General features: G+C 63.2%; 21 protein-coding genes and 1 pseudogene. 7 read left to right on the forward strand and 15 right to left on the reverse strand.

What is annotated here, in order from left to right; genetic code table 11:
• Positions 1-96 precede the first annotated feature (96 nt).
• Both LG30_RS0117680 and ppnP read right to left on the reverse strand, forming a co-directional pair.
• The gene (locus tag LG30_RS0117680) at positions 97-1,479 is read right to left on the reverse strand and encodes an L-serine ammonia-lyase (RefSeq protein ID WP_033132013.1); all 1,383 of its coding nucleotides are present in this window, start codon (positions 1,477-1,479) and stop codon (positions 97-99) included.
• Positions 1,480-1,647: 168 nt separating this feature from the next.
• Complete coding sequence (gene ppnP / locus LG30_RS0117685; protein ID WP_033132014.1) at positions 1,648-1,932, reverse strand: pyrimidine/purine nucleoside phosphorylase; 285 nt, start codon at positions 1,930-1,932, stop codon at positions 1,648-1,650.
• Positions 1,933-2,201: 269 nt separating this feature from the next.
• Between ppnP and LG30_RS0117690 the strand changes: the two genes are divergently transcribed.
• Positions 2,202-3,449 (forward strand): dicarboxylate/amino acid:cation symporter, encoded by a 1,248-nt coding sequence (locus LG30_RS0117690; RefSeq protein WP_033132015.1) that lies wholly within the window; start codon positions 2,202-2,204, stop codon positions 3,447-3,449.
• Between the two features lie 115 nt (positions 3,450-3,564).
• Here LG30_RS0117690 and LG30_RS0117695 read toward each other — a convergent pair whose 3' ends face one another.
• Entirely contained in the window at positions 3,565-3,963 is a 399-nt protein-coding gene (locus tag LG30_RS0117695; RefSeq protein ID WP_033132016.1) for a MerR family transcriptional regulator, read from the reverse strand.
• A 133-nt stretch (positions 3,964-4,096) separates the two neighbouring features.
• Between LG30_RS0117695 and LG30_RS0117700 the strand changes: the two genes are divergently transcribed.
• Together LG30_RS0117700 and LG30_RS0117710 are read left to right on the forward strand one after the other, a co-directional pair.
• Positions 4,097-5,272 carry a thiolase family protein gene (locus tag LG30_RS0117700; RefSeq protein WP_033132017.1) on the forward strand — a complete coding sequence of 392 codons (1,176 nt, stop codon included), beginning with the start codon at positions 4,097-4,099 and terminating at the stop codon, positions 5,270-5,272.
• Positions 5,273-5,719: 447 nt separating this feature from the next.
• A complete protein-coding gene (locus LG30_RS0117710) occupies positions 5,720-7,024 on the forward strand; it encodes an outer membrane protein transport protein (RefSeq protein WP_033132019.1) in 1,305 nt (434 codons plus the stop codon).
• A gap of 159 nt (positions 7,025-7,183) precedes the next feature.
• Here the strand turns inward: LG30_RS0117710 and LG30_RS0117715 are convergent.
• The 11 genes and pseudogenes from LG30_RS0117715 to LG30_RS0117765 all read right to left on the reverse strand — a co-directional run.
• Positions 7,184-7,801: pseudogene (locus LG30_RS0117715) on the reverse strand (EAL and HDOD domain-containing protein); the annotation flags it as partial.
• 117 nt (positions 7,802-7,918) lie between these two features.
• Entirely contained in the window at positions 7,919-9,175 is a 1,257-nt protein-coding gene (locus LG30_RS0117720) for an outer membrane protein transport protein (RefSeq protein ID WP_033132020.1), read from the reverse strand.
• A gap of 251 nt (positions 9,176-9,426) precedes the next feature.
• Positions 9,427-10,713 carry an outer membrane protein transport protein gene (locus LG30_RS0117725; protein WP_033132021.1) on the reverse strand — a complete coding sequence of 429 codons (1,287 nt, stop codon included), beginning with the start codon at positions 10,711-10,713 and terminating at the stop codon, positions 9,427-9,429.
• Positions 10,714-11,121: 408 nt separating this feature from the next.
• Positions 11,122-11,871 (reverse strand): DUF3379 domain-containing protein, encoded by a 750-nt coding sequence (locus LG30_RS0117730; RefSeq protein ID WP_033132022.1) that lies wholly within the window; start codon positions 11,869-11,871, stop codon positions 11,122-11,124.
• Positions 11,864-12,454, reverse strand: coding sequence for a sigma-70 family RNA polymerase sigma factor (locus LG30_RS0117735; protein WP_081966241.1), 591 nt, complete (start codon positions 12,452-12,454; stop codon positions 11,864-11,866). Before LG30_RS0117735 ends, LG30_RS0117730 begins: the two co-directional genes overlap by 8 nt.
• A gap of 40 nt (positions 12,455-12,494) precedes the next feature.
• Positions 12,495-14,033, reverse strand: a complete 1,539-nt coding sequence (locus tag LG30_RS0117740; RefSeq protein ID WP_081966243.1) for a BatD family protein — start codon at positions 14,031-14,033, stop codon at positions 12,495-12,497.
• Positions 14,030-15,574 (reverse strand): VWA domain-containing protein, encoded by a 1,545-nt coding sequence (locus LG30_RS0117745; RefSeq protein WP_052101176.1) that lies wholly within the window; start codon positions 15,572-15,574, stop codon positions 14,030-14,032. The genes LG30_RS0117740 and LG30_RS0117745 overlap by 4 nt, the downstream gene beginning before the upstream one ends.
• 19 nt (positions 15,575-15,593) lie before the next feature.
• Positions 15,594-16,592 (reverse strand): VWA domain-containing protein, encoded by a 999-nt coding sequence (locus tag LG30_RS0117750; RefSeq protein WP_033132024.1) that lies wholly within the window; start codon positions 16,590-16,592, stop codon positions 15,594-15,596.
• Complete coding sequence (locus LG30_RS0117755; protein WP_081966244.1) at positions 16,589-17,155, reverse strand: DUF4381 family protein; 567 nt, start codon at positions 17,153-17,155, stop codon at positions 16,589-16,591. The genes LG30_RS0117750 and LG30_RS0117755 overlap by 4 nt, the downstream gene beginning before the upstream one ends.
• On the reverse strand, positions 17,140-18,030 hold the full coding sequence (locus LG30_RS0117760; RefSeq protein ID WP_193354284.1) for a DUF58 domain-containing protein: 891 nt from the start codon (positions 18,028-18,030) through the stop codon (positions 17,140-17,142). Before LG30_RS0117760 ends, LG30_RS0117755 begins: the two co-directional genes overlap by 16 nt.
• A 225-nt stretch (positions 18,031-18,255) precedes the next feature.
• On the reverse strand, positions 18,256-19,206 hold the full coding sequence (locus tag LG30_RS0117765) for an AAA family ATPase (protein WP_033132027.1): 951 nt from the start codon (positions 19,204-19,206) through the stop codon (positions 18,256-18,258).
• Positions 19,207-19,389: 183 nt separating this feature from the next.
• Here LG30_RS0117765 and fadI point away from each other — a divergent pair, with 183 nt between their 5' ends.
• From fadI to LG30_RS0117780, 4 genes are all read left to right on the forward strand, one after another.
• Entirely contained in the window at positions 19,390-20,700 is a 1,311-nt protein-coding gene (gene fadI / locus LG30_RS0117770) for an acetyl-CoA C-acyltransferase FadI (RefSeq protein ID WP_033132028.1), read from the forward strand.
• Between the two features lie 14 nt (positions 20,701-20,714).
• A complete protein-coding gene (gene fadJ, locus LG30_RS0117775) occupies positions 20,715-22,865 on the forward strand; it encodes a fatty acid oxidation complex subunit alpha FadJ (protein WP_033132036.1) in 2,151 nt (716 codons plus the stop codon).
• A 297-nt stretch (positions 22,866-23,162) separates the two neighbouring features.
• Entirely contained in the window at positions 23,163-23,303 is a 141-nt protein-coding gene (locus LG30_RS21695) for a TIGR02808 family protein (protein WP_081966246.1), read from the forward strand.
• Positions 23,304-23,473: 170 nt separating this feature from the next.
• Positions 23,474-24,031: a YaeQ family protein gene (locus LG30_RS0117780; protein WP_033132029.1), complete on the forward strand. Its 558-nt coding sequence runs from the start codon at positions 23,474-23,476 to the stop codon at positions 24,029-24,031.
• A 112-nt stretch (positions 24,032-24,143) separates the two neighbouring features.
• Here LG30_RS0117780 and LG30_RS0117785 read toward each other — a convergent pair whose 3' ends face one another.
• On the reverse strand, positions 24,144-24,683 hold the full coding sequence (locus LG30_RS0117785; RefSeq protein WP_033132030.1) for a glycine zipper 2TM domain-containing protein: 540 nt from the start codon (positions 24,681-24,683) through the stop codon (positions 24,144-24,146).
• Between the last annotated feature and the right edge of the window lie 273 nt (positions 24,684-24,956).

The following is a 24,956-nucleotide window of genomic DNA, read 5'->3' on the forward strand; positions in this document are numbered from 1 at the left end:
GTTATCCAATTTGTTAAGCACCTGGCAAACGTTTCGCGAAAAAATACCCGGACGAGCCGGGTATCTTAGTGCCAAATGCTGCCGTGTTACCTCGGGTTAACATTCCGTGATGTTGACGGCAAGGCCGCCGCGGGCGGTTTCCTTGTATTTGGTCTTCATGTCGTTGCCGGTTTCCCACATGGTCTTGATCACCTTGTCCAGCGACACCTTGTGTTCGCCGGTGCCGCGCAGGGCCAGGCGGGCGGCGTTGATCGCCTTGACCGCCCCCATGGCGTTGCGCTCTATGCAGGGCACCTGCACCAGGCCGCCGATGGGATCGCAGGTCAGCCCTAAGTTGTGCTCCATGCCGATCTCGGCGGCGTTCTCGACCACCCCCGGGCTGCCGCCGAGCAGCTCGGCCAGGGCCCCGGCCGCCATGGAGCAGGCGACACCCACTTCACCCTGGCAACCCACCTCGGCCCCCGACAGGGAGGCGTTCTTCTTATATAGGATGCCGATGGCGGCGGCGGTGAGGAAGTAGTGCAGCAGCAGCTCGTCATCCACCTTGCGCACGAAGCGATCGTAGTAGTGCAGCACCGCCGGGATGATGCCGGCGGCGCCGTTGGTGGGCGCCGTCACCACCCGGCCACCGGCGGCGTTCTCTTCGTTGACGGCCAGCGCAAACAGATCCACCCACTCCATCACCATCAGGGGATCCTTGTTGAAGTTGGTCTCGCCGTTGAGCTGGCGATAGAGGCCAGGGGCGCGGCGCTTCACCTTGAGCCCGCCCGGCAATATCCCCTCGCTGCGACAGCCGCGTTCGACACAGCCCTGCATCGCCTGCCAGATCTTGCGCAGGCCCGCCTTTATCTCCTGCTCGCTGCGAAACACCTTCTCGTTGGCCAGCATCAGGCCGGAGATGGAGAGGCCGCTCTCCTGGCAGTGGGCCAGCAGCTGGGCACCGCTCTCGAACGGGTAGGGGACGGGGTGGGCGGCGTCGAACCTGGCCGCCTCCTCCTTGGCGTTGGCGAAGTGGCTCTCCTCGATGATGAAGCCGCCACCGATGGAGTAGTAGGTCTGCTCGAACAGCAGCTCATCGGCTGCGAAGGCGCGCAGTGTCATGCCGTTGGAGTGGGCGGGCAGGGTCTTGCGCCGGTTGAAGATGATGGCACCGACCCGGGGAAAATGGCTCGGCTGCTCCCCTGCCAGGCGCAGCGTTTGGCTGTGCTCTACCTGGCCCAGAAAGGTGGGGATGGCCTCGATATCCACCAATTCCGGCTCAAACCCGGCCAGCCCCAGGATGATGGCCTTGCCGGTGCCATGACCCTTGCCGGTCTGGCCGAGGGAGCCATAGCACTCGACCACGACCCGCTCGGTGCGGGAGAGGTGCCCTGCCTGCTTGAGTGCATTGACGAAGGCACAGGAGGCCCGCATCGGTCCCACTGTGTGGGAGGAGGAGGGGCCGATCCCGATGGAAAACAGGTCGAAGACACTGATCATGACGTACTCCGATTATGGATTTCGTCTAAACATTGTAAATTTTTTGTAGTCGATGGAAAGGGGGGAAGCGACGGCTTGTGATGGCGGTGTGGAAATGGGGCACTACAGGCTGGGCTAAAGGAGCCACGGGGGGCGGGTCGGCGCCTCGTGGCTCGCGCTCAGTCTCTATCAGTCGAGAAACTCGCACAGATAGGCGGTCGGTGTCTTGACGGCCAGCTTGAAGGAGGAGTGACCGGCGACCTCGAAGGATTGACCCTGACCGTAGGTGTGCCACTCGTCTTCATCGGCCAGCTGGATGGTGAGAACACCCTTGATCACCGTCATCCGCTCGGGGGCGGCGGTATTGAACAGGTAGTCGCCTGCATCCATCACGCCGACCGTGGCTTTCTCGCTCTTCTGCTCGAAACCGATGGATTTAACATTTCCGTCGAAATACTCGTTAACTTTCAGCATCTTTTCTTCCCTGTATGCACGTTTGCCGAGCCAACGTAGCACACTTTTTTGGCCGTTGTCATGGTGAAACAGGGAAAAACAGGGTTGTTGCTTATGAGTCTTGATTTTACTGGGAAAATACTAAATTCATCGCGTTCAGGAATCATAATGTTAAACGGCGAGTAAATATGAGATAAAGCGCGCCGCCAGCGTAATGAGGAGGCTTTGTTGCGCTGGCCAGTCAATTGCACTAGGAAAGTGTCAGTCGTTGCTCATTAAAGGAACATTTCGTGTTAACAAAAGGATTAATCAAAAACATTGGCTTCCAGGTCGTGGTTGCCATGGTGCTGGGTGCCCTGGTCGGGGCGCTGATGGGTGAAAATGCCACCGTCTTCGCGCCGCTCGGTACCCTCTTCATCCAGCTGATCAAGATGCTGGTGATCCCGCTGGTGGCGGTGGCCATACTGTCGGGGGCCGCCAATCTGGGGGCCAGTCCGGCCGCGGGCAAGATCGGCATCACCACGCTCGCCTTCTTCCTCGGTACCTCGGCGCTGGCGGTGCTGCTGGCCCTGGTGATGGGCCAGGTCTTCCAACCCGGGGTCGGGGTCGACTTTAGCGCCATGGGGGCCATGTTCTCCGGCGACTACGCCGACAAGGGCGCCCTGCCGGACGCCGTGGCCACCCTGCTCGGCATGATCCCGACCAATGTGTTCCAGTCCCTGAACGAGGCGAACATACTGCAGATCCTGGTGTTCTGCATGTTCCTCGGCATCGCCCTGGCCAAACAGCCCCGTGAGCGTGCCAAGCCGCTGGTGGACGGGCTCAATACCCTGGTGGATGCCTTCGTCTGGATGATCAACAAGGTGATGCTGATAGCGCCGCTCGGGGTGTTCGGCCTGATGGCCGATGCCATCGGCACCTACGGCTTCGATGTGCTGACCCTGGTGCTCAAGCTGTTCCTGGTCTACGTGGGTGCCATCCTGATCTTCGGCTTCGTGGTCTACCCGCTGCTGATCGCGCTCTTCTCCAACACGCCGGTGCGCAAGTATTTCTCGGCGATGAAGAAGCCGCAGATCGTTGCGTTCTCTACCGCCTCATCCATGGCGACCCTGCCGGTCAACATGGAGACCTGCGAGCAGGAGCTGAAGGTCACCAACGCCACCGCCTCTTTCGTGCTGCCGCTCGGCGCCACCATCAACATGAGTGGCAACGCCATCTATTACGGTCTGGTGGCCATCTTCTTCGCCCAGGTCTATCAGATCGATCTGACCATGGGCGCCTGGGTGGCCATCATACTGACCTCGACCCTGGGGGCCATCGGCCAGGCCGGCGTGCCGGGGCCGAGCTTCCTGGTGGTGGCCGTGTTGCTGGCGGCCGGGATCCCCATCGAGGGGCTGCCGCTGCTGTTTGCGCTGGATCGCCTGTTCGACATGATCCGCACCGCACTCAACATCACCGGGGATGCGGCCTGCGCCATCATCGTCGATCGCTACAGCCCGGATTACGATCCGGATCGCTGGAGCAAGGAAGCCCGATAACAGCGCCATTTGCGCCGGGGTGAAAATAAAAGAGGGAAGCGATTGCTTCCCTCTTTTCGTTGGTGCTCGACGCGCGCCTCGCATCCTCTGCCTGCGGCAGATAGCCGGGTGCCTGTCAGGGGATCAGCTGGGCCAGGGCTTGCTGGCAACGCTGCTCGGCGGCCTCGAGCTCCAGCAACACCATCTTGATGTCCTCCAGCTGCTGCTCCAGCATCACCCGCTTGTCGGCCACCAGACCCAGCATGGTCTGCAGCTGGGTACGGCTGCTCTTGTCCGCGTCATAGAGATCGAACAGCTCGCGAATGTCCGCCAGGCTGAAGCCGAGCCGCTTGCCGCGCAGGGTCAGCTTGAGGCGCACCTTGTCCTGTCGGCTGTAGATCCGGGTCTGGCCCTGGCGGGTCGGATTCAGCAGACCCTGATCCTCATAGAAGCGGATACTGCGGGTGGTCACATCAAATTCACGGGCCAGCTCGCTGATGCTGTAGGTCCGGGCGTCATCCTTGGATCTGGTCATAGGGTTATCTTGGCCGTCATCTCGATTGTCAAGGCAGGCTGGCACCTTACCCAAACGTCAACTTCCCTGCAAGTCTTGTTCCCGTTCCCGTGGAGGCATATGTTATCCCTATGTAACAAGGAGACAGTGACCGATGGATATTGTGATAGTGGCGGCCAAGCGGACCCCCATGGGCGCCTTTCAGGGCGCCTTGAGCAACCAGAGTGCACCGGAGCTGGGGGCCTGCGCCATCGCTGCGGCCCTGGCGGCGGCCGGGCTCGGAGGAGGGCAGGTAGATGAGGTCTACATGGGCAATGTGCTCAGTGCCGGGCTCGGGCAGGCGCCTGCCCGCCAGGCGGCGCTCAAGGCCGGGCTGCCGGACAGCGTGCCCTGTACCACCATCAACAAGGTGTGTGGCTCCGGCATGAAGGCGGTGATGCTGGCGGCCGACAGCCTGCGGCTCGGCGAGGCCGAGGTGGTGGTGGCTGGCGGCATGGAGAGCATGACGCGGGCGCCCTACCTGCTCGACAAGGCCCGCGGCGGTTTCCGCATGGGCCATCAGAGCGTGCTGGATCACATGTTCCTCGACGGGCTGCAGGACGCCTACGAGGGGCACCTGATGGGGCATTATGCGCAGGCGAGTGCCGATCGGGCCGGACTGACCCGGGCCGACATGGATGCCTTCGCCATCGCCTCCCTGGAGCGGGCCCTGGCGGCGCAACGCAGCGGTGCGTTCGAGGCCGAGCTGACCCCGGTGATGGCGCATGATCAACTGCTGCTGGCCGAGGACGAGCAGCCTGCCAAGGCCAGACCCGACAAGATACCCACCTTGAAACCCGCCTTCGGCAAGCAAGGCTCTGTCGCGGGCACTATTACCGCAGCCAATGCCAGCTCCATCTCGGACGGTGCGGCGGTGCTGGTGTTGATGCGGGCCGAGACCGCCGCCCGGCTGGGGCTGCCGGTGTTGGCCAGGATAGTGGGCTATCAGAGCCATGCCGCCCTGCCAGCCGAGTTCACCAGCGCTCCCGTCGGGGCCATCGACAAGCTGCTGGCACGCGTCGGCTGGCGGGTGGAGGAGGTGGATCTGTTCGAGGTGAACGAGGCCTTCGCCATGGTCAGCATGCTGGCCATGGCGGGCTGCAACATCCCCCACCACAAGCTGAACGTGAACGGGGGGGCCTGCGCCCTTGGCCATCCCCTCGGCGCCAGCGGTGCCCGCATCCTGGTGACCCTGATCCACGCCCTGCGCGCCCGCGGCCTGCGGCGCGGGGTGGCGAGCCTGTGCATCGGGGGCGGGGAGGCGACCGCCCTGGCCATCGAGCTGGACTGAGTTCTTGTTCAATGTCGGCCTGATGTCGCGCCGGCGTTGAGCCAGGGCACGGGCCGACAAGGGCGCCCAATCCCCCTTCTTTATCTTCCCTCTCTGTCGAGTCGACCCTGAGGCCGCACGGGCGGCCTCAGGGTCATTCTCTCTTATCCTGGCGTCGGTTGCCTGCCAAGGCGGCCCGACACGTGCTTCGCCATATCCGAAAGTTGCGCCGAAAAGTCCGTTTCTGAACGGGAAAACAGGCTTATTTGCGTTCATTCAGTCGGCATTAAGGTTGGCAGCCAATTTTGAGACTGGTCTGATTTGTAGCAGCGAAGAGGCTCCCTACTATGCGCCATCTATTCTGCTGCTCTTGTGTTGACACCGATGACTCAGGGCACTGTTGCATCGCGTAGCCCAGATCGCCGTGATGATCATCGCCCGCCATGGGCGCGTAAACGAGAACCTTTGATGACCACCCCATTCAAGCTCAGCATCCTTGCCAGCGCGCTGGCACTGCTCGCCACCAACGCCTCCGCCTCTGGTTTCCAGATCAACGAACACTCCGCCTCCGGCCTCGGCCGCGCCTTCGCGGGTGAGGGAGCCATTGCCGACAACGCGTCGGTGCTGGGCCGCAACCCGGCCGCCATGATGATGTTCGACAGGACCACCGTCTCCATGGCCGCCACCATGGTGGATCCGGATTACAGCGTGGACGGGGCTTTTGTCACCGATCTGCCGGGCAACCGATTCGATTCCAGCACCACGGCCAGCCATGGCAACGCCGGCCCCAATGCCGTGGTGCCTGCCGCCTATATGATCCAGCCCATCAACGAGCAGTGGGCAGTCGGTTTTGCCATGATGACCAACTATGGTCTGGGCACCCGCTTTGACGACAGCTTCGGTGCTGGCAGCAACCCAGCCGCCGGTTTGCTGGCGGGGGAGACCTCGCTGATGAGTGTCAACCTGAACCCCAATGTGGCCTATCGCATCAACGAGCAGTGGAGCCTGGGTGCCGGCGTCAACTACACCATCGCCACCGGTTATGTGGACAGGGTCAATCCCAATGCAAACCCCAATGGTTCCCACAATACCCTGGCCAACTTCGATGGCTCTGGCAACGGCTGGGGCTGGAACGTCGGCGGCCTGTTCGAGATCAACCAGGATAACCGCCTGGCGCTGACCTACCGCTCTCAGATCGACGTGGAGCTGGAGGGAGATTACACCGGGGCTGTTGGCGCTCCCGGTTACAAAGCCGATGCCACGGTCGATGTGCCCATGCCCGCCATCGCCGAGTTCTCCGGCTATCACCGCCTGAACCAGCAATTTGCGCTGCATTACTCGGTGATGTGGACCGACTGGAGTGCCTTTGAAAAGCTGGAGGCAGTCAGCGAGCAGTGCAACCTGCCGGGCGGCGTCTGCCTGAGTAAGAACGAGCAGTTGCAGGATGCGATGCGCTACGCGGTCGGCGCGACCTGGTATGTGAACCCGCAGTGGGAGGCGCGTGTCGGCGTCGCCTATGACGAGTCGGCCGTACAGCGCGAGCACGCTACCATCAGTCTGCCCGATGCCGACAAGTGGTGGTACAGCGCGGGGGCGACCTACCATCTGGATGAGACCAAGAGCATCGACTTCGGCATGACCTATATCAATGGGGAGGCGAGTGAGGTGAAGGAAGGGGTTCACAACAACGAACCGGGTCAGCCGTTCTATTTCGAAGGCAACAACGAAGGCAATGCCTTCCTGGCCTCGGTTCAGTTCAACATGCTGTTCTAAGCCGCTCACGCCTGGCATAAAAAAACGCCCCTCGAGAGGGGCGTTTTCTATGGTGTTTGCCGTGCCGTGTGCGGGGGGAAGGCCTCTGAATGGGCGAACATACGGCCATCATTTGTGAAGGACCTTTTCAATCAAATGCTTGAGTGAGGGCTCATGGTGCATTACCAGCAACTGATCCGGGTGGCTGGTGGTCTGCTGCACCAGCTGTGGCCGGCTGAAGAAGAAGCCTTGAAACAGCGCGACCCCCAGCGCCTTCATCCGCTCAAATTCCACCTTGTTTTCCACCTTCTCGGCGAGATAGGTGAGCGGCAGGTGCCGGTGGCTCTCGATGAAGGCCTCGATACTGGCGAGGGGGGTGGCCCTCAGGTCGAACTTGATGATGTGGACATAGGGCAGGAAGCGATCCCAGGCAACGGAAAGAGTGAAATCATCCAGTGCCATGCGATAACCCAGTTGATTCAACTGTATCACCTTGGCCAGCAGCGCATCGTCCGGCTCGGCATCTTCCAGTATCTCGATGATCACCTTGTCCTGGGGCAGGCATTCGGCCAGTCCGTCGAGCAGCAGGGAGTGAGGGAAGTTGATGAAGCAAGGGTACCCGCCAAGCAGTTGATCGATGTTCTGCTGCAAAAACTGTTCGGCCACCAGCCGGGCGGTGGCCTGTTGCGCCGAGATCAGGGGGAACACATTATCCAGGCTGTCGCGAAAAAGCAGCTCATAGGCATGAGTCTTCAACTCCCGATCCAGGATGGGCTGCCTTGCTACGTAGGAATACATTCATCTCTCCAGCATGAGTGCTGGCTTGATTCTATGGTGAAGCGGATCACTATGCCAGTGCTGACCGGCGCCTAAGGGTCAACAACTGGCATAGCATCTGGCGGGGAACCCGGTGATTTAGAACAGGTAATTGAGCTGCAGGCCGGCCAGCCAGGCGTCCCCTTCCGAGGTGCCCTGGAAGCTGGAGCTGGTCTGCGGCACGCCGGGTTTGAGCTGCATGGTTTCGGTCACATCCACCTTCTTGCCATCGAGCAGGGTGAGCCCGAAGTCCAGCGACAGGTTGCGATCCAACTGGTAGCCGATGCCGGCGCTGTACCAGATCCGGTCCGAATCCGGGATGGAGATGGTGCGGCGCTCGGCGGGGACCGGGCTGCGATCATAGGCAATCCCGGAGCGAAGCTGCCACTGGGGCGCCAGTTGGTAAGTCAGGCCGAGGGCGTAGCGCCAGCTGTCTTCCCAGTGCTCGTCCTTGATGTGCATGGTGCCATAGTGATCGAGCTCGGACTCGAGCTGGACGAATTTGCTCCAGTTGGTCCAGTTGATGCTCGAATGCAGCGCCAGGGCCGGCGTCAGCTGATGGAAGACGGCGAGCTCAGCGGTGGCGGGCAGCGGCAGATCCAGACTGCCGGTGTCGGTGAAGGTGCGTCCCTGCAGATCGGTGCCGATGGCATCCCCGGACAGGGTCAGGGTCACGTCGTGGCGATAGGAGAGGCCGATGCGCGTCGCCTGTGATAGCTCAAGCAAGGTACCCAGATTCCATCCCAGTGCCCAGCCATCCCCCTGGAGGTGCTTGGCAATCTTGTTGTTGGAGGGGAAGGTGCCGCCCACTTCTCCCTCGCCCTGAATGGCGGACAGGCCGACCCCGACACTCCACATCTCGTTGATGCGATAGGCCAGAGAGACGCCGAGATCCATGGTCTTGATGTCGGAGACATTGCCGAAGTGACCGGCGTTGTAGTTGTCAGGCATCTGGACGCCGAGACCATAGTAGGAGGTCGCCGCCAGCCCCAGCCACCATTGATCGCTCAGCGGCACGATGAGATAGGCATTGGGCACCCAGGCATCCCCCGCGATGTCGTGGGCGCTCGCATCCAGGCTCACCGGGCCCATGGCGGTCGGTACCCGGGTCACGCCCTCGATGTTGACGTCAGGATGGATGTGGATGACACCGCCGGAGAAGGCCGTGCGTTCGAATCGGGTCATGGCCGCGACGTTGCGCGACAGCACGCTGGCGTTGTCGGCGATGGCCGCTTCCCCGGCGAAGGCGCGCCCCATGCCGGTCGCCGATTGCTCCGCCAGCTGAAAACCGGCCGCTTGGGTCTGGCTCGACAACAGCAGCAGGGCGATGAGGGAGGGCTTCATGTTCGAATGCATTGCTTTTCCTTGGGATGAACTTGGTGTTCATTCTGTTATTTGGTTGGAGGCGGGATTTTATATGGTATGACCAGCAAGGCAACGGGGGCGGGGCGGCTTGAGCCAAAACGGGATTAAATGCTGGAGGAACTGGTGCTAATAGGCTGATAAAAAACGAAAAGCGTACAGTTGTTTGCTACAGCTGTGCGCTGAAATGCCGATCTGGTATAAAAAAAGAGCGCCCTCGGGCGCTCTTTTTGGTAACGGCTAAATCAGAATTTCATGTTGAACTGGGCAGAGGCCAGGAAGGCGTTGCCGTGGGAGGTACCCTTCCAGCGGACCGGATCGGTGTGACTGGTCAGGCCTTCGTTCACGTCCACTTCCTTGCCATCCAGGTAGGCCATGCCGAAGTCGACGCTCATGTCCTGATCGATGTGGTAGGTAGCGCCGGCGCTGTACCAGACACGGTCGGAATCCGGGATGCTCAGGCTGCGATACTCCGGCTCGACCGGGCTATTGTCATAGGCGAAGCCGATACGGGCTTCCCATGCCGGGTTGATATACCAGGTGCCGCCCAGGGCGTAACGCATGGAGTCCTTGAACTTCTCGTCTTTTTGCAGACAGACACCGCCAGCACAGGAGTTGCTGGTGGCTTTGAGCTCCTGGAAGGCGCTCCAGTCGGTCCAGTTGACGGAGTAGTGCACCGCGAATTGCTGGTTCAGACGGTGGTAACCGGCAAACTCGGCCTGAGCCGGCAGATCCAGTTTCAGGTTGCCATCGACCGTCTTGTAGCCGGAGGTCAGGCCCTTGAAGTCGCCGTCAAAGCTCAAGTCCACCTGGGAGCGATAGGTCAGCGCCAGGCGGTTGCTGTCATTGATCTCGTACAGGGTGCCGACGTTCCAGCCAAAGCCCCAGGTATCGCCCTTCAGGTGCGCGATGGCGGTGTCGCTGTTGTGCACTATGCCGGTCTTGGCGGTCAGACCCGGTGCCAGGGCACCGGCATAGCGGTTCAGCTCGGCCTGGGCATAGACGGCGTTGATACCGGCACCGATGCTGAAGTTGGAGTTGATGCGATAGGCGATGTTGGGGTTGATGTTGAAGGTCAACAGCTCGGTATCACCGGCACCGGCGCCAGCCGGGAAGGTTTTGGAGTATTCGGTGGCCAGACCGTAGTTGGAGAACAGCCCCAGGCCCCAGGCCCACTGATCGTTCAGCGGCTGGATGAAATAGGTCGCCGGTACGAAGGCATCCGGTGCGATGTCGCTCTCGCTGGAGGAGGCCAGCTTGGTGGGACCGGCATAGATATCGCCCGCGACATTGACATCAGGCTTGATATAGGTACCGGAAACAGACAGTGCCATCTTGTCGAAGGTGGTCATGGCGGCCGGGTTGCGGGACAGCACGGACGCGTTGTCCGCGATGGCCGCTTCCCCTGCATAGGCGCGCCCCAGACCGGAGGCCGAGTGCTCGTTCAGCTGGAAGGCGGCAGCAAAGGTCTGGGTACTGGCCAGGGTCACGGCCGCGGCGATCAGGCTTTTCTTGAAAAAGGCAGTTGTCATAGTGTTCTCTCTTGTAAGCAGATTTTCTGTCGATATCACGGCTCTTTGGCCGCTATACACGACAAGATCTGTTGTTATGTAAGCTTCTTCCCATTCACTTCTGGCGTGATTCTATGGATCTGGTAGGAGGTAAGAAATCAGACCAGTGACAGCAGAATACATAAAAGTTTCCATTGTGTTAATCATTTGTTTTAACTTGCCGTTTTAATAACCGAATTCATCCATTATTGGGTGATTAACAGGCAGTGGGTGCCATCTGTATCAGTAAAATAAATTGCGTGCTCTGGCGCGGAAAAGTGGGCAATAAGCGGGGAATGTCGCGCTATTTGAAATGAACAGGCAGACAACGAGCGTGTCTGCCTGTGATGTCGAGGGGGTAAAAACCCAGTCAGCCCGGGTTAAGATCTGTTAAATGGACCAGTGCAGATGGGACTCCAATTGCCGGGCAACAGGGGCAAGTGGCTCCTGCATATCACCGATCAGCACCATGTTGGCGCCCTTGAGTGGCAAGATCTCCCCCTTGAGTTGGCCATCCGCAAAATCAGGCTGGATCCTGAGGGGCACATGCTTGGGCACCAGGAACAGGGAGACGGGCCCCATCTTGCCCTGCAGCACCATGTGCAGGGCCGGTCCCTGATAGAAGGCGCAGTGGTTGACATAGGTCACCTTCATGCCCGGCATATCCATCAGAGTGGCCCCGTATTTCTCCATCTTGGCATTGATGGTCTGCAGGCTGACCCGCTCATCGACCCCCTTGATGAAGGGCTCCTCCCCATAGACATGGGCCATGGCGACCTGGGCCAGGGACGGCTCGTCCGGTGTCGTCACCGGCCAGCTGAGCCAGCGGGTACTGATGCCGAGCAGGAAGGCGACCGAGGCCGCCATGGCGAGGGGACGCCAGTTGGTACGCACGGGGGGGGGTGGCAGCGGCACCACGACCTCATCATCATCGGGTTCCACCGCTTGCCTGAGCAGGATGCGCTCGGCCAGGCCCGCTGGCACCTCGACCTCCAGGGTGCGATGCAACTGACGATCCAGCTGTTTCATCTCGTCCAGATAGCTGCGATTGGCGGGGGATGCCTGCGCCGCCTCGAGGAACGCAGGGTCTGCATCCGTTGGATGGGCGATGGCCCTGCGGCGAAACTCAAGCTCATCCATTTGTGTGTCCTCTTCGTTGTGCCGCTGACTCCATGGCTTCTTTGATCTGGTTGCGGGCCCGAAACAGCCGGGTCATGACGGTGTTCTTGTTCAGCCCCAACTGCTCGGCGATCTCCTCGCCGCTGAATCCTCCTAGCACCTGCAACAGCAGGGGCTCCTGGTACTCGGCGGGCAGCCGGGCGATATGGCGTCTTAGCCATTCATGCTCCATCTCCTGCTCGTTGTGCAGGGCCCCCTGATCGCTCAGGGGATGCTCATCGAGACTGATGAGATCGAACTGCCTGCGCTCGAAGCGGCGGGCATTCTCCCGTCTGAGGATGGTGATGAGCCAGGCCTTGGCGGCCTTGTCGTCCAGCAGGGAGTCGATGGCCTTCCAGGCGCGCAGGAAGGTCTCCTGCACCAGATCTTCGGCCACCTGCGGATCCCGGCACAGCCAGTAGGCGTAGCGGTAGATGTCTGCGTGCAGGGCCTGCACCAGCGCTTCGTATTTGGTCTGTTTGTCTGCCATATCCCCATAGACCGGCGTGGCCCCGGGATCCTTTCCCGTTCCCGAGCCTTTTTTTCTGAAAAAACCTAACGCCATGATTGGGCTTCCTTTTTATTCGGGGTCGCTGGCCGTGGGCTCAATGGCGTAGCCACGCCAGCATGCTGAGACCAGAGGCTACTGCAACAGTATCGAAGGCGCACAGCGCCTTGGCGAGCCGCCGCCAGTCAACCTCTGCATTGGCGGGTGAAGAGGAGTCGAAACAGGCCCTATCCAGATTGTCGAGCAAGGCTCCGATGGCGGGGTCGCCATGGCAGGGCAGGCTGGCGAGGTGCTGATGAGCGCCAGTCCAGCGTAGATCGGCCCAGGCCAGCAAGGCCCATCTGGCCGAGTCAGGCTCCCCGGCCGCCAGGGCCAGTTGCAGGCGATAGAAGGCCAGCCAGCGGGGCCCGCCTCGCCACAGGGTGCGCAGCAGCAAGGCCACCAGTACCCAGTTAAGGCTCTCTCCCACAGGCGCCGGCGCCTGTTCGGATGAGGGGATCGCTGCTTCAAATATCAGCGTCTGCGCCGGCAGGCGGGCATGTTCGATGCGCCCGTTTCGGGTATTGAACCAGGGCAGATCCACGGCGGGCAAGGGATAGCGGCCAGGCGCCTCGGCGCTCAACGCCTGGCGCCACTGACGCTCGAAACGCAGCGCCCCCTTGGCCACGAAACGCTCCTCCTGTTGCTCCCCATCCGGTCTTGCCAGCAGGCCAGCAGGCAACCTGGATTGCGGCAATCTGGGCAGGCGGTTGCCGTCTCCCCCCTCCATGACCAGGGTCAGGGTACGGATCACCGGCTCCCCAACCCTGGCCCCCGTGGCGGGACTGAGCTGCTGGCGCAGGATGAGCCTGCTCGCCACCGGCTCCACCGGTGCCTTGTCCACCTTGATGAACTGGGTGGCGGCCCTGGCGGAGAGCGCCTCGCTCTGACCGCCCTCCTGGGGCAGTCTTCCCTGAAAACGGGGGGATTCTAGCGGATGGAACCCGGGCTCCTTGGCCTGCAGCAGCCATCTGCGGGTCAGTCGTCCCGGCATGCCGGGGCTGGCGGGGGACTCCCACCTGTCGTCGCCGAGGCGGCGGATGGTGAAGCCGTTGCCGGCCGGCTCGCTGAGGTTGGGGGCCTCCAGGTTGGCGGGCAGCCAGAGGCTCAGCTGATAGAGGAAGGGTTGCCCCGGATAGAGCGGCCCCTGATGCAGCACACTGGCCTGCAATTCGATGGGGGAGAGGGGGGCCGCCCCATTGGCCGCTCCAGCGGACGCCTGTGGCTCATTGCGTTCGGGCAGCGGCAGCGACGGTGTCCATTGGGTGCCGAGGGCGAGGGTGGGCACCTGTCTGGCGTCACTGGCCACCCGATGCAGCGGGATCTGCCAGCGGGTCAGGCTGCGCACCTCTGTGGTGACGCGGCTCAATGTCACCCGGCCCACCGCGAACTGGCGCAGCAGGGGGGTGAGACTGAGCTCATCGCCGCGCAGTTGCCCGTCGGCCTCGATGATGAGCAGCCAGTCGCCGTCGCTCGCCCCCGGCAGCAGCTCGGCCCGTGGTGGCGCGGCCAGTGCCTGGCCCGCCAACGAGAGGCAAAGCAGCAGGAGCAGCCAGTGGCCCAGGCCGCCGATGCGCAGACGCAAGGCGGGGATCACCTGGGTTCCTCCGGCTTGATGAATGAGGAATCAGCTGTGTTGGCCAAGGCGCGGCGCTGGGCCTCCTTGCGCAGGCGCTGCTCGAGCAGCAGCACGGGGGGAGCCGGGGGCTGCGGGCGCTCCGGTGCGGCAGAGGGCGGCTCTGTGGCCGAAGGCTTGGGGGCCTCACTGGGCTTGGGCTCCTGCGAGGCGCTTGGCGGCGGCGGTGTGCGCAGCAGGGCCAGATTGAAGAGGGCATCCTGGTTGTCTGGTTCGAGGGCAATGGCGGCGAGATAAGCCTGCTCGGCGGCGCCTGGCTGTCCGAGCCGTACCAGCGCATTGCCCCTGTTGTAGTGGGCGGTGGCACTGTTGACGCGGGCATAGGCCAAGGTAGCTTGGGCGTAGTCGCCGGCCCTGTACCAGGCATTGCCCTGCCAGACGGGGTCCTGGAAGGCGCGGGCGGCCGCGAGATAGTGCCCCTGCCGGTAGTCCTGCCGGGCCTGTTGCTCCTGCAGCAAAGGCTCGGAAAGGGGCGCGCTTGCCTGCAGTGGCGGCGAGTTGAGAATGCCCATTCCTAGGCCGAGCAAGAGCAGCCAGTGCGCCCCGATGCGGGCCAGCAGCGCCAGCGGCAGCAATGGGAGCAGCAGCCAGGGGCCGAGATCCTGAGCTTGATCTGTGGTCAGCGTCTGGCTGGTGGGCAGGGGGGAAAATCGTGGGATCCCGGCCTGCAGCCACTGCAGACTCCCTCCCAGATCGGTCGCGAGTTGCGCCATGGCCGCCCCATCGGGCGCTGGCAGCCTGCGTCCAAGGGCGCTGCCGAGCCCCTGGTTGGCGGCGGGTGAGGGGGGAAGTTCGGTAGCCTTGCCCCCATTGGCCAGCAGGATATCGAGACGAGGCCTGGTCGACCCCTGACAGAACAGCGTGCCCTGGCAAGGCCACAGGTCGGCAATGCGCTCGATTTGAGCCGCTGAGAGTCCGTCGGTGACGAGCAGCAGCCGTGCGCTCTGGCCTGCGGGGATCTGTGCAAGGGCCAGCGCGACGGCGCGCTCGGGGGCGCTGCCTCTGCGGGAGGTCAGCTGCGGCATGATGGCCGGGCGCAAATCTGGCAGCAGCAAGGAGATGGCCTGATGATCCCGGCTGGGGGGCATGGCGAGATAGGCATCGTCGGCGAACAGGATGAGGGCGATGGGGTGTCGCTCCTGGCTCGAGCCCGTGCTTGAGGCGGCGTCGTCCAGCATGTCCTGCAGCAGTAGCCGTACCCGGGTCGCCCGATCCGGAGGCAGATCGCCGGCCCGCATGGAATCGGAGAGATCCAGCAGCCAGATGTCGAGGGCGGGGCTGTCGATGGGCTGGCTCTGCTGGCGCAGGGCCGGGCCGCTCAAGGCCAAGATCAACGGCAGGCAGGCGAGCCAGAGCCAGGGGAGGGGGCGGCCCTGACCCGGCAGCAGATAGGCCTGCATGGCGGGGGCGAGCAGGGCGGGTTGGCGACGACGGCGCCATCCCTGCCACAGCCAGGGCAGCAGGGCCAGCAGCCAGAGCGGGCGCAGCAGCGTCAGCTCCATGATGGGCATTCCCGGCAACTCACCCATGGGGCGGCTCCTCTGGTGGGCTGGCGCGTCGCCATCTGGGCCAACCTGACGCCAGGGCGCTCAGCCGGGGCGGCCAGCTCAGCAGCAGCCAGGCCAGCGCGAGTGGCCAGGGATAGAGCTCCTGATTGGGACGATAGCGGGTCTGCGGGCGGGCAACTGGCTCCAGACTATCGAGGGCCTGGTTGATGGCCATCAGATCGGCCTGGCTGCGGGCGCGAAAATAACGGCCCTGCCCGATCGCTGCCAGCTGTTGCAGCAAGGGTTCATCCAGTTCGGCGCTGGGATCGGCGCCCCCCAGCGGCTGGGCAAAGGTGCCGGGATCGGCGCCGACCCCCAGGGTGTAAATCCGGATCCCCGTGGCGGCGGCCAGTTTGGCCTCGCGCAAGGGATCCGCATTGCCCGCGGTGTTGCGGCCATCGGTGACCAGCAGCAGGGCGGTAGGACGGGTAGGATCGGCATGCTGGCGTGCCAGCAGTATGGCTTCGCCGAGGGCCGTGGTGCGCCCCACCAGATCAAAATCGAGCTCATCGCTCAGGGTCAGCAGCGCCCTGGTCTCCTGGGTCAGGGGGGAGAGCAGGTAGGCGTGATCGGCGAAGACGATCAGGGCGATGCGATCGCCGGGACGTGCGCTTATCAAGGCCTTGAGTTGTTGGCGCACGGCGCCGAGCCGGTCCCGCAGCTCCCCTTCGTCCAGCATGTCCTGAGTGCGCATGCTGTCGGAGAGATCCACCGCCAGGATGAGATCCCGGCTGGTCTGATAATGAATGAGGGGCTCCACCTCCCATTGGGGGCGGCACAGGGCCAACACCAGAGCGCACCAGCACAGGGTCATGCGCCAGAGCGGCTGGCCGGCTTGGGGTAGCAGCAGAGGGAAGCCGTCGTGGACCAGCCGGGTGCGGCCGCGCCGATTGGTAGAGAGAGGAGGCAGACCGAAGCGCACCAGCAGCGGCAGCACCAGGGCGAGGGAAAACCAGGGCCAGGCGAGGATCATGAGGCGCCTCCGCGGCCCTGGCCGGAGGCTCGTCGCCTCTTGCCCAGCGGCAGTATCCGTGGCGAGCTGACACAGCGGCGTCCCCAGCGCAGATAGGCTCGTTTTAAGAGCGCCCGTTGCCCTTCATTGGGGACTTGCTGACCATAGAGCCAGCCGGACCAGTGCTCGGCCAGATCAGCAAAGCGGCTGCCCCCTTTTTCATCGAGCCAGATGAGCCAGGCATCCCCCTGCAGGGGACGCGCCTCGGGCCAACGGGCCAGCGCCGCCTGGCGCAGCGCGGCTTGCAGCCTGGGCACCAAGTCTGCGCCTTGCCAGTCTATCTGGCGTGCCCAGCGACGCTGGCGCCACAGGGTCAGCGCCAGGGTGATGATCAGAAAAAGGATAAGCATCATGATCAGCAGCCAACCCCAGGCCAGCAGGCGAGGATCGGTGGCACTCGCGAGCTCAGGCCCCGGGTGGATGTCGCGCAGCTGGGCCTGGATCTCGTGCAACCGGGTCTGATCCAGCTGCGGCTGATCAGCTGCGAGGGTCGCGGCAGGGGGGGCACTCAGAGCAGACGGCATCCACCCTCCTGCCATTGGTGTTGCAGACTCTGGCCGTTGTCGAGCCGATAGAGGCGCTGGACCAGCGGCAGCAGTTGCTGCTGGCAGTGCTCGGCCTGCTGGTCGGCCGCTTGCCGGTAGCGTTGGCGAAAGGCGGGCAGCCCTGCGTCGAGCCAGCCGCTGTGCTTGCCCGATTGCACCGCCAGTCGCCCTTGTGTTGGCAGGCTCGCCTCCAGGGGATCGCGAATTTGCCAGTAGTGAATGTCGTGGCGGCGACCGAGCAGTTGCAACTGCTGGGCGAGGGCCTCGTCACAAGGATTGTGATCGCCGATGATGGTCAACCTGGCGCCCTGGGGCAGCCTCAGGTGTGCCAGAGTCTGGGCCAGGGATGAGGGCAGTGGCGAGCGTGCCAATCCCGCCTCGTACTGCTGGCAGAGGGTCTGCAGCAAGGGCACCAGGGAGCCGCGCTGGGGCGCTATCTTGGGGGCCATCCCATGGCAGATCAGAGTATTGGCCTGCTTTTCCCCCTGCCAGAGCAGGGCGGCGGCCAGCTCGCAGCCGAGACGGGCCTTGAGCTGAGGCCCGGAGCCAAAATACATGGGGGGGGAGAGATCGAGCAGCAGCCAGTGGGCCTGCTCCTGCTCCTCGCCGTAGAGCCGGGTGTAGGGGCGACCGAGCCGGGCGGTGACCCGCCAGTCGATGTGACGCACCTCATCCCCGGCCTGGTAGGCCCGCAGTTCGCGAAAGCTCAAGCCCGGCATCCGGCCGATCCGTCCCTGCCTTGCCTGATGCACCCGCGCCCTGAGTCCCTGCCTCGCCCAGAGCCGGATGGCCAGCAGCCGGGTCAGCGGCAAGGCGATGTCGGGATGAGCGCGAGGATCCTCGTGTTGCGTCAGAGGCAAGGGAGGGTATCCAGCAGCGTGATAAATGCCTCGTCGGCAGGATTTATCACCCGTGTTTGAGCGCTGGGCCAGAAAGAAGGCGATGGCGCAGGCCGGCAGAGGATCATGGGCATGGGATCATATCCAGCAGCAATGAGATCAGCGCCTCGTTGGCGAGGTTGTCGGCCAGGGCCTGATGGCTGGGCCGAAGAGAAGGCGATGGTGCCAGAGGGCGAGGGCTCAGGGACATGGAATGACATCCAGCAGCAGTGAGATCAGCGCCTCGTTGTCGAGATTGTCGGCCAGAGCCTGATAGCTGGGAATGAGGCGATGGCGCAGCACGGCGGGGGCCAGCTGCTGGATATCCTCCGGCAGCACGAAGTCCCGTCCCGCGAGCCAGGCTCGGGCCCGGGCGGCACGTGCCAGCCCTATGCTGGCGCGGGGACTGGCACCGACCGCGATCAGGGGCTCTAGCTCGGGACAGAGCCCGCTGCCGGGACGGGTGGCGCAGACGAGTTGCACCAGATAGTGCTCGAGACGCGCCTGCATCTGCACTGCCAGCACCTCGTTTCTCGCCACCAGCAGCGCGTCCTGGCTCAGGGTCAGGGGCGGCGGGGTCAGGGCGTCGCCGCGGGCATTGAGCTGCAAGATGGCGAGCTCCATGGCGGGGCTGGGGTAATCCACCATCAGCTTGAGCAGGAAGCGATCGAGCTGGGCCTCCGGCAGGGGGTAGGTGCCTTCCTGTTCTATGGGATTCTGGGTCGCGGCCACCATAAAGAGCGCCGGCAAACGCCAGCTCTTCTTGCCGACGGTGATCTGGTGCTCGGCCATGGCCTCCAGCAGGGCAGATTGCACCTTGGCCGGGGCCCGGTTGATCTCGTCCGCCAGCACCAGGTGGTTGAACAGGGGGCCGGGCTGAAACACGAAGCTGGCATCCTGGGGGTGAAACACCTCGCTGCCGGTGAGATCGGCCGGCAGCAGATCCGGGGTGAACTGGATGCGGGCAAAGCGCCCCTCCACCACGCTGGCCAGCGCCTTGACGGCCCGGGTCTTGGCCAGACCCGGCGCCCCCTCGATCAACACATGTCCTTCACATAGCAAGGCGATCAGCAGCCCCTCGATGAGGGGGCCCTGTCCCAGAATTTGACTGCCAAGATAGTCCCTAAGTGCTCTGAACCCGGCCGCTGCCATGGAATGAACCCGTTGTTTTAATAGAAGTTGCTCTTTTTATACCCCAGATACCCCCTGAGGGCGAGGCGAGGGGCCAAGATGGTGACAATTTAGTTTCAATCAGCCGTATGAAAGTTGTGAGTGGATTGTTAAGATGTGGCGCAATGAGGTCAGACCTCTTCCCCTTCAACCCAAGGAGCCAGGATGAAACAGCCATTGAAACTGACGACGCGCCAGGGCGAACGGATTGCCGTCGTGGCGGGTCTGCGCACCCCCTTTGCCAAGCAGGCCACCGCCTTTCACGGCGTGCCCGCGGTGGATCTCGGCAAGCTGGTGGTGAGCGAACTGCTCGCCCGCACGGATCTCGACCCCAAGCTTATCGATCAGCTGGTGTTCGGCCAGGTGGTGCAGATGCCGGAGGCGCCCAACATCGCCCGCGAGATAGTGCTCGGCACCGGCATGAGCGTCAGCACAGACGCCTATAGCGTGTCCCGCGCCTGCGCCACCAGTTTCCAGGCGGTGGCCAACGTCACCGAGTCCATCATGGCCGGCACGGTCGACATCGCCATCGCCGGCGGCGCCGACTCCTCCTCGGTGCTGCCCATCGGGGTCAGCAAGTCCCTGGCCCGCGCCCTGGTGGATCTCAACAAGGCCCGCAATCTGCAGCAGCGCTTCAACATACTGCGCCGCCTGCGCCTGAAAGACTTGATGCCGGTACCGCCGGCGGTGGCCGAGTACTCCACCGGCCTCTCCATGGGGCAGACCGCCGAGCAGATGGCCAAGAGCCACGGCATCAGCCGGGAGGCGCAGGACGCCCTGGCGCACCGTTCACATAGCCTGGCAGCCCAGGCCTGGGCCGAAGGAAAATTGAATGCCGAGGTCTTCACCGCCCACGTGCCCCCCTACAAGTCGCCGCTGGAGCGAGACAACAACATCCGCGAGAGCTCTGATCTCGCGAGCTACGCCAAGCTCAAGCCCGTGTTCGACCGGCTGCATGGCTCCGTCACCGCCGCCAATGCCACCCCGCTCACCGACGGCGCCGCCGCCGTGCTGCTGATGCGCGAAGGTCGGGCGAAGGAGCTGGGGCTGGAGCCGATCGGCTACATTCGCAGCTTCGCCTTCTCCGCCATCGATGTGTGGCAGGACATGCTGATGGGCCCCTCCTACGCCACGCCGCTGGCGCTGGACCGCGCCGGCATCACGCTGAGCGATCTGACCCTCATCGACATGCACGAGGCCTTCGCCGCCCAGACCCTGGCGAACCTCAAGATGTTCGCAAGCCACGAGTTTGCTCGCGACAAGCTGGGGCGTGACAGCGCCATCGGCGAGGTGGACATGGATAAATTCAACGTGCTCGGCGGCTCCCTGGCCTATGGCCATCCCTTTGCCGCCACCGGTGCCCGCATGATCACCCAGACCCTGCACGAGCTGCGTCGTCGCGGCGGGGGCCTCGGGCTCAACACCGCCTGTGCGGCGGGCGGGCTGGGTGTGGCCATGGTGCTGGAGGTGGAATGATGGAGGCGAGCAAGATGAACACAGCAACTTTTGCACTGGATATTCGCCAGGACGGCATCGGCATCCTGACCATGGACGTGCCCGGCGAGAGCATGAATACCCTCAAGGCCGCCTTCGCGGCCGAGATCCGCACCGTGCTGGCCGAGGTGAAGGCCAACCGGGATCTGATCGGTCTGGTGGTGGTCTCCGGCAAGAAGGACTCCTTCATCGCCGGCGCCGACATCGCCATGCTGGCGGCCTGCACCAGCGCGACAGATGCCCAGACCCTGTCCCGGGAAGGGCAACTGGTGTTCGCCGAGATCGAGTCCCTGAGCATCCCGGTGATCGCCGCCATCCACGGCCCCTGCCTCGGCGGCGGGCTGGAGTTGGCCCTGGCCTGCCATGGCCGGGTGGTGACCGATCACGCCAAAACCGTGTTGGGTCTGCCGGAAGTACAGCTCGGTCTGCTGCCGGGCTCCGGCGGCACCCAGCGCCTGCCGCGTCTCATCGGGGTGGCCAAGGCGCTGGATCTGATGCTGACCGGCAAGCAGGTGCGCGCCAAGCAGGCGAAGAAACTCGGCCTGGTGGATGACGTGGTCCCCCAGTCTATCCTGCTGGAGGCCGCCATCAAACTTGCCAAGAAGGGCAAGCCGCGCCATGCGCTGAAGCGGGATCTGCAGGGCAAGCTGCTGGAGACCAATGCCCTCGGTCGCAAGGTGCTGTTCAGCCAGGCGAGCAAGGGCGTCAAGGCCAAGACCCGGGGCAACTACCCGGCGCCGGAGCGGATCCTCGAGGTGGTGCGCATCGGTGTGGAGGAGGGGATGCAGGCCGGCCTCATCGCCGAGGCACGCCACTTCGGCGAGCTGGTGATGACCCCCGAATCCGCTTCCCTGCGCTCCCTGTTCTTCGCCACCACCGAGATGAAGAAGGAGGTGAGTTACCAGGGCGCCGCCCCGCGCAAGGTGGCTCATGCCGCCGTGCTCGGCGGGGGGCTGATGGGAGGCGGCATCGCCTTCGTCACCGCCACCAAGGCCAAGGTACCGGTGCGCATCAAGGACGTGGCCAGTGTGGGCATCGGCAACGCCATGCGTTACAGCTATGATCTGCTGGCCAAGAAGCTAAAACGTCGTCAGATCTTGCGCAGCGAACTGGAAAAGCAGATGAGCATGCTGTCCGGCACCCTGGACTACTCGGGTTTCCACCGGGTCGACTTGGTGGTGGAGGCGGTGTTCGAGGATCTCGCCTTGAAGCATCAGATGGTGCAGGACGTGGAGCGCGAATGTGGCGAACACACGGTGTTTGCCTCCAACACCTCCTCCCTGCCCATCCACCAGATCGCGGCCAATGCCGCCCATCCTGAGCGAGTTGTGGGGCTGCACTACTTCAGCCCGGTGGACAAGATGCCGCTGGCCGAGATCATCCCCCACGCCGGCACCAGTGCCGAGACGGTGGCCACGACGCTGGCCTTCGCCCGCGCTCAGGGCAAGACCCCGATCGTGGTCAAAGACGAGGCCGGCTTCTATGTGAACCGGATCCTCGCCCCCTACATGAACGAGGCGGCGCGGCTGGTGCTGGAAGGGGAGCCGGTGGAGGTGCTGGACGGCGCCCTGCTGGACTTCGGCTTCCCGGTCGGCCCCATCACCCTGCTCGACGAGGTGGGCATCGACGTGGGCGCCAAGATCTCCCCCATCCTCGAGCGCGAGCTCGGTGGCGAACAGTTCCAGGCGCCCAAGGCGTTTGACAGGCTGTTGCAAGGGGATCGCAAGGGTCGCAAGAACGGCAAGGGCTTCTATCTCTACGGCAAGGCGGCACCGCGCAACCGGCTCACCGGCAAGGAAGGCAAGAAGACGGTGGACGAGAGCGTCTACGCCGTGCTCGGAGTTTCGCCATCGCCCAAGCTGGCCCGCTCGGAGATCGCCGAGCGCTGCGTGCTGCTGATGCTCAACGAAGCGGCCATGGCGCTGGACGGCGGGGTGGTAGCCTCGGCCCGTGACGGCGACATCGGCGCCATCTTCGGCATCGGCTTCCCACCTTTCCTGGGTGGCCCCTTCCGTTACATGGACAGCCTCGGCATCGCCCATCTGGTCGGCCGTCTCGAGCACTATCAGAAGCGCCACGGGGACAGATTCGCCCCCTGCGCGCGGCTCAAGGCGATGGCGGCGGAGCAGCTGCGTTTCTACCCATAACCCTGGGGCATGCCCGCGCGGTATGAACAGGACGATCAAGAGAGGCGACCCGGGTCGCCTCTCTTTTTTTGCTCTCTTTTCCTGGGCTATCGTTGAACGGAGGGCATCAGGAGCGTCTGGGCAAACAGATAGTCGGGTCAATAGGGGGTAAATTATTGATCTAGCGCAAACAAGTGCCCCATTTATTACTTTGGTGGCATAGGCGTTAGGCGCCGGTTGAGTTCAAATAACGGCATCAGGAGCGGGGTATCCCCGCCGCCAACGGAAACACCCATTTCACTGGATGAAGGACACACTATGAGTCTGCTTGAACAAACCATCTGGAACATATTGGGATACGGGGCCATGCCCTTTATCTTCCTGAGCGGGTTCGTGGCCGTGGCAGTGACCTGCTGCTTGCTGCTCAATGCCTTCGGGGTCAAGCCCGCCGAGAAGTGAGTCACTCTCGTTCATAGCGCCAAATGCCAGTCTTACGACTGGCATTTGTTTTTGTGCGCCCCTTCCCATGCCAAGGGTTGCACCAAGGTGGTCGAACCCGGCGCCGATTTTGATTACACTGGCGCGCACTCTCAGGCGCTCCCGCCCATTTCCAGCTATTCAAGGTTTCTATGGCTCTCAAGGCAACCGTATTCAAGGCCCAGCTCAGTCTGTCCGACATGGATCGCCATCTCTATCAGGATGTCTCCCTCACCCTGGCCCGTCACCCCTCCGAAACCGACGAGCGGATGATGATCCGGCTGGCCGCCTTCGCCTGGCACGCCGCCGAGCGGCTGGAGTTCACCAAGGGACTCAGTGCCGACGATGAGCCCGAGCTCTGGTGCAAGAACTACACCGACGAGATCGAGCTCTGGATTGAACTGGGTCAGCCCGATGAGAAGCGGCTGAAAAAAGCCTGCAATCGCTCCCGCCAGGTGGTGCTCTATCTGTACGGCGGGCGCGGCACCAACGTCTGGTGGAAGCAGAACCAGGGCAAGCTCAGCCAGCATGACAACTTGAGCGTCATCGAGCTTTCCGACAGCCAGACCCTGCCGCTGACCGCCATGGTGGAGCGCACCATGCAGCTCACCTGCACCATCTCCGATGGTCAGCTCTGGATCAGCAATGGCACTCAGGAAGTCACCCTGGACCCTGTGGTGCTGATGGGTCGTCCCGCCCGCGAACTCTAAACGGAGCCGCCAGATTTGGCTCCCTGCTCGATATCGCCATTCCCGTGTTTACATGAACAAGGCCCACCTCGACGGTGGGCCTTGTTCATGGCAGGGCGCTCCTAACGGAGGTTCAACCCTGCGCCGTGCTCAGTACCAGCTTGCCGTCCTTGACCGGAATGGTAAGGCCGGGCTCTTTCTCCATACGAATAACGCCCTGCTGGCCGGCGAGGCTGTAGGTGACGTCATAGCCCAGGGTGCGGGTGCTGCTGTCTTGCACCGTCTTGCAGCGCTGCTCCTGGGTGGTGTAGGTGTCTTTGGCCTGTCTGTTGGCCTGTGCCTGATCCCCGGCATAGCCACCGGCCACGGCGCCGGCCACGGTCGCCACCTTCTTGCCGTTGCCACCGCCAAACTGGTTGCCGATGGCGCCACCGATCGCCGCCCCGACCAGTTTGCCGGCGACCCTGCGCTCATCCTGCACCGGTTGCTGGTGGGTGACGGTGACGTTATGGCACTCCTGGCGCGGAGTCTTGATGGTCTCGGTCACCGGCTTGCTGGCCAGCACCTCGGCGAACTGGGGCTCGGGGGAAAACAGGGATCCGCTGGCGACGGCGGACAGCGCCAATGCGGAGGCGATGCCGACGCCGATACCTGCCAACATGGACTTGTTCATCTAGCTCTCTCTGTTATTTGATTTGTCAATTGCGGCCTATTGTTGGTGCTTTGCCGCCGCGGCTCAAGAGAGGGACCCATCAATTGCGACAGTGGCTGACGACAGGGAAAGTCGCTGTGTCAAGGCGCTGTCTGTGATTGGCGACAAGCGAGCCAATGGAGATTATCGAGGCGGGGAAGGGAATGGTGTGAGAGGGGGGCCGAGACGGCGCAGATGAAAAAAGGCCCACCCCTGACAGGGTGGGCCTTTTTCAAGGCTATGTCCCAATTACGT

Origin of the sequence: Aeromonas aquatica (assembly GCF_000764655.1) — a bacterium.
GTDB lineage: Bacteria > Pseudomonadota > Gammaproteobacteria > Enterobacterales > Aeromonadaceae > Aeromonas > Aeromonas aquatica.

Excerpts from the sequence above, each read along its gene's own strand:
- LG30_RS0117695 (WP_033132016.1), bottom strand. The coding sequence starts at position 3,963 with ATGACCAGATCCAAGGATGACGCCCGGACCTACAGCATCAGCGAGCTG.
- LG30_RS0117700 (WP_033132017.1), top strand. The coding sequence starts at position 4,097 with ATGGATATTGTGATAGTGGCGGCCAAGCGGACCCCCATGGGCGCCTTT.
- LG30_RS0117780 (WP_033132029.1), top strand. The coding sequence starts at position 23,474 with ATGGCTCTCAAGGCAACCGTATTCAAGGCCCAGCTCAGTCTGTCCGAC.
- LG30_RS0117745 (WP_052101176.1), bottom strand. The coding sequence starts at position 15,574 with ATGGAGCTGACGCTGCTGCGCCCGCTCTGGCTGCTGGCCCTGCTGCCC.
- LG30_RS0117750 (WP_033132024.1), bottom strand. The coding sequence starts at position 16,592 with ATGATCCTCGCCTGGCCCTGGTTTTCCCTCGCCCTGGTGCTGCCGCTG.
- LG30_RS0117730 (WP_033132022.1), bottom strand. The coding sequence starts at position 11,871 with ATGGATGAGCTTGAGTTTCGCCGCAGGGCCATCGCCCATCCAACGGAT.
- LG30_RS0117735 (WP_081966241.1), bottom strand. The coding sequence starts at position 12,454 with ATGGCGTTAGGTTTTTTCAGAAAAAAAGGCTCGGGAACGGGAAAGGAT.
- LG30_RS0117710 (WP_033132019.1), top strand. The coding sequence starts at position 5,720 with ATGACCACCCCATTCAAGCTCAGCATCCTTGCCAGCGCGCTGGCACTG.
- fadI (WP_033132028.1), top strand. The coding sequence starts at position 19,390 with ATGAAACAGCCATTGAAACTGACGACGCGCCAGGGCGAACGGATTGCC.
- LG30_RS0117680 (WP_033132013.1), bottom strand. The coding sequence starts at position 1,479 with ATGATCAGTGTCTTCGACCTGTTTTCCATCGGGATCGGCCCCTCCTCC.
- LG30_RS0117765 (WP_033132027.1), bottom strand. The coding sequence starts at position 19,206 with ATGGCAGCGGCCGGGTTCAGAGCACTTAGGGACTATCTTGGCAGTCAA.
- LG30_RS21695 (WP_081966246.1), top strand. The coding sequence starts at position 23,163 with ATGAGTCTGCTTGAACAAACCATCTGGAACATATTGGGATACGGGGCC.
- LG30_RS0117720 (WP_033132020.1), bottom strand. The coding sequence starts at position 9,175 with ATGCATTCGAACATGAAGCCCTCCCTCATCGCCCTGCTGCTGTTGTCG.
- ppnP (WP_033132014.1), bottom strand. The coding sequence starts at position 1,932 with ATGCTGAAAGTTAACGAGTATTTCGACGGAAATGTTAAATCCATCGGT.
- LG30_RS0117725 (WP_033132021.1), bottom strand. The coding sequence starts at position 10,713 with ATGACAACTGCCTTTTTCAAGAAAAGCCTGATCGCCGCGGCCGTGACC.
- LG30_RS0117785 (WP_033132030.1), bottom strand. The coding sequence starts at position 24,683 with ATGAACAAGTCCATGTTGGCAGGTATCGGCGTCGGCATCGCCTCCGCA.
- LG30_RS0117755 (WP_081966244.1), bottom strand. The coding sequence starts at position 17,155 with ATGCCGTCTGCTCTGAGTGCCCCCCCTGCCGCGACCCTCGCAGCTGAT.
- fadJ (WP_033132036.1), top strand. The coding sequence starts at position 20,715 with ATGAACACAGCAACTTTTGCACTGGATATTCGCCAGGACGGCATCGGC.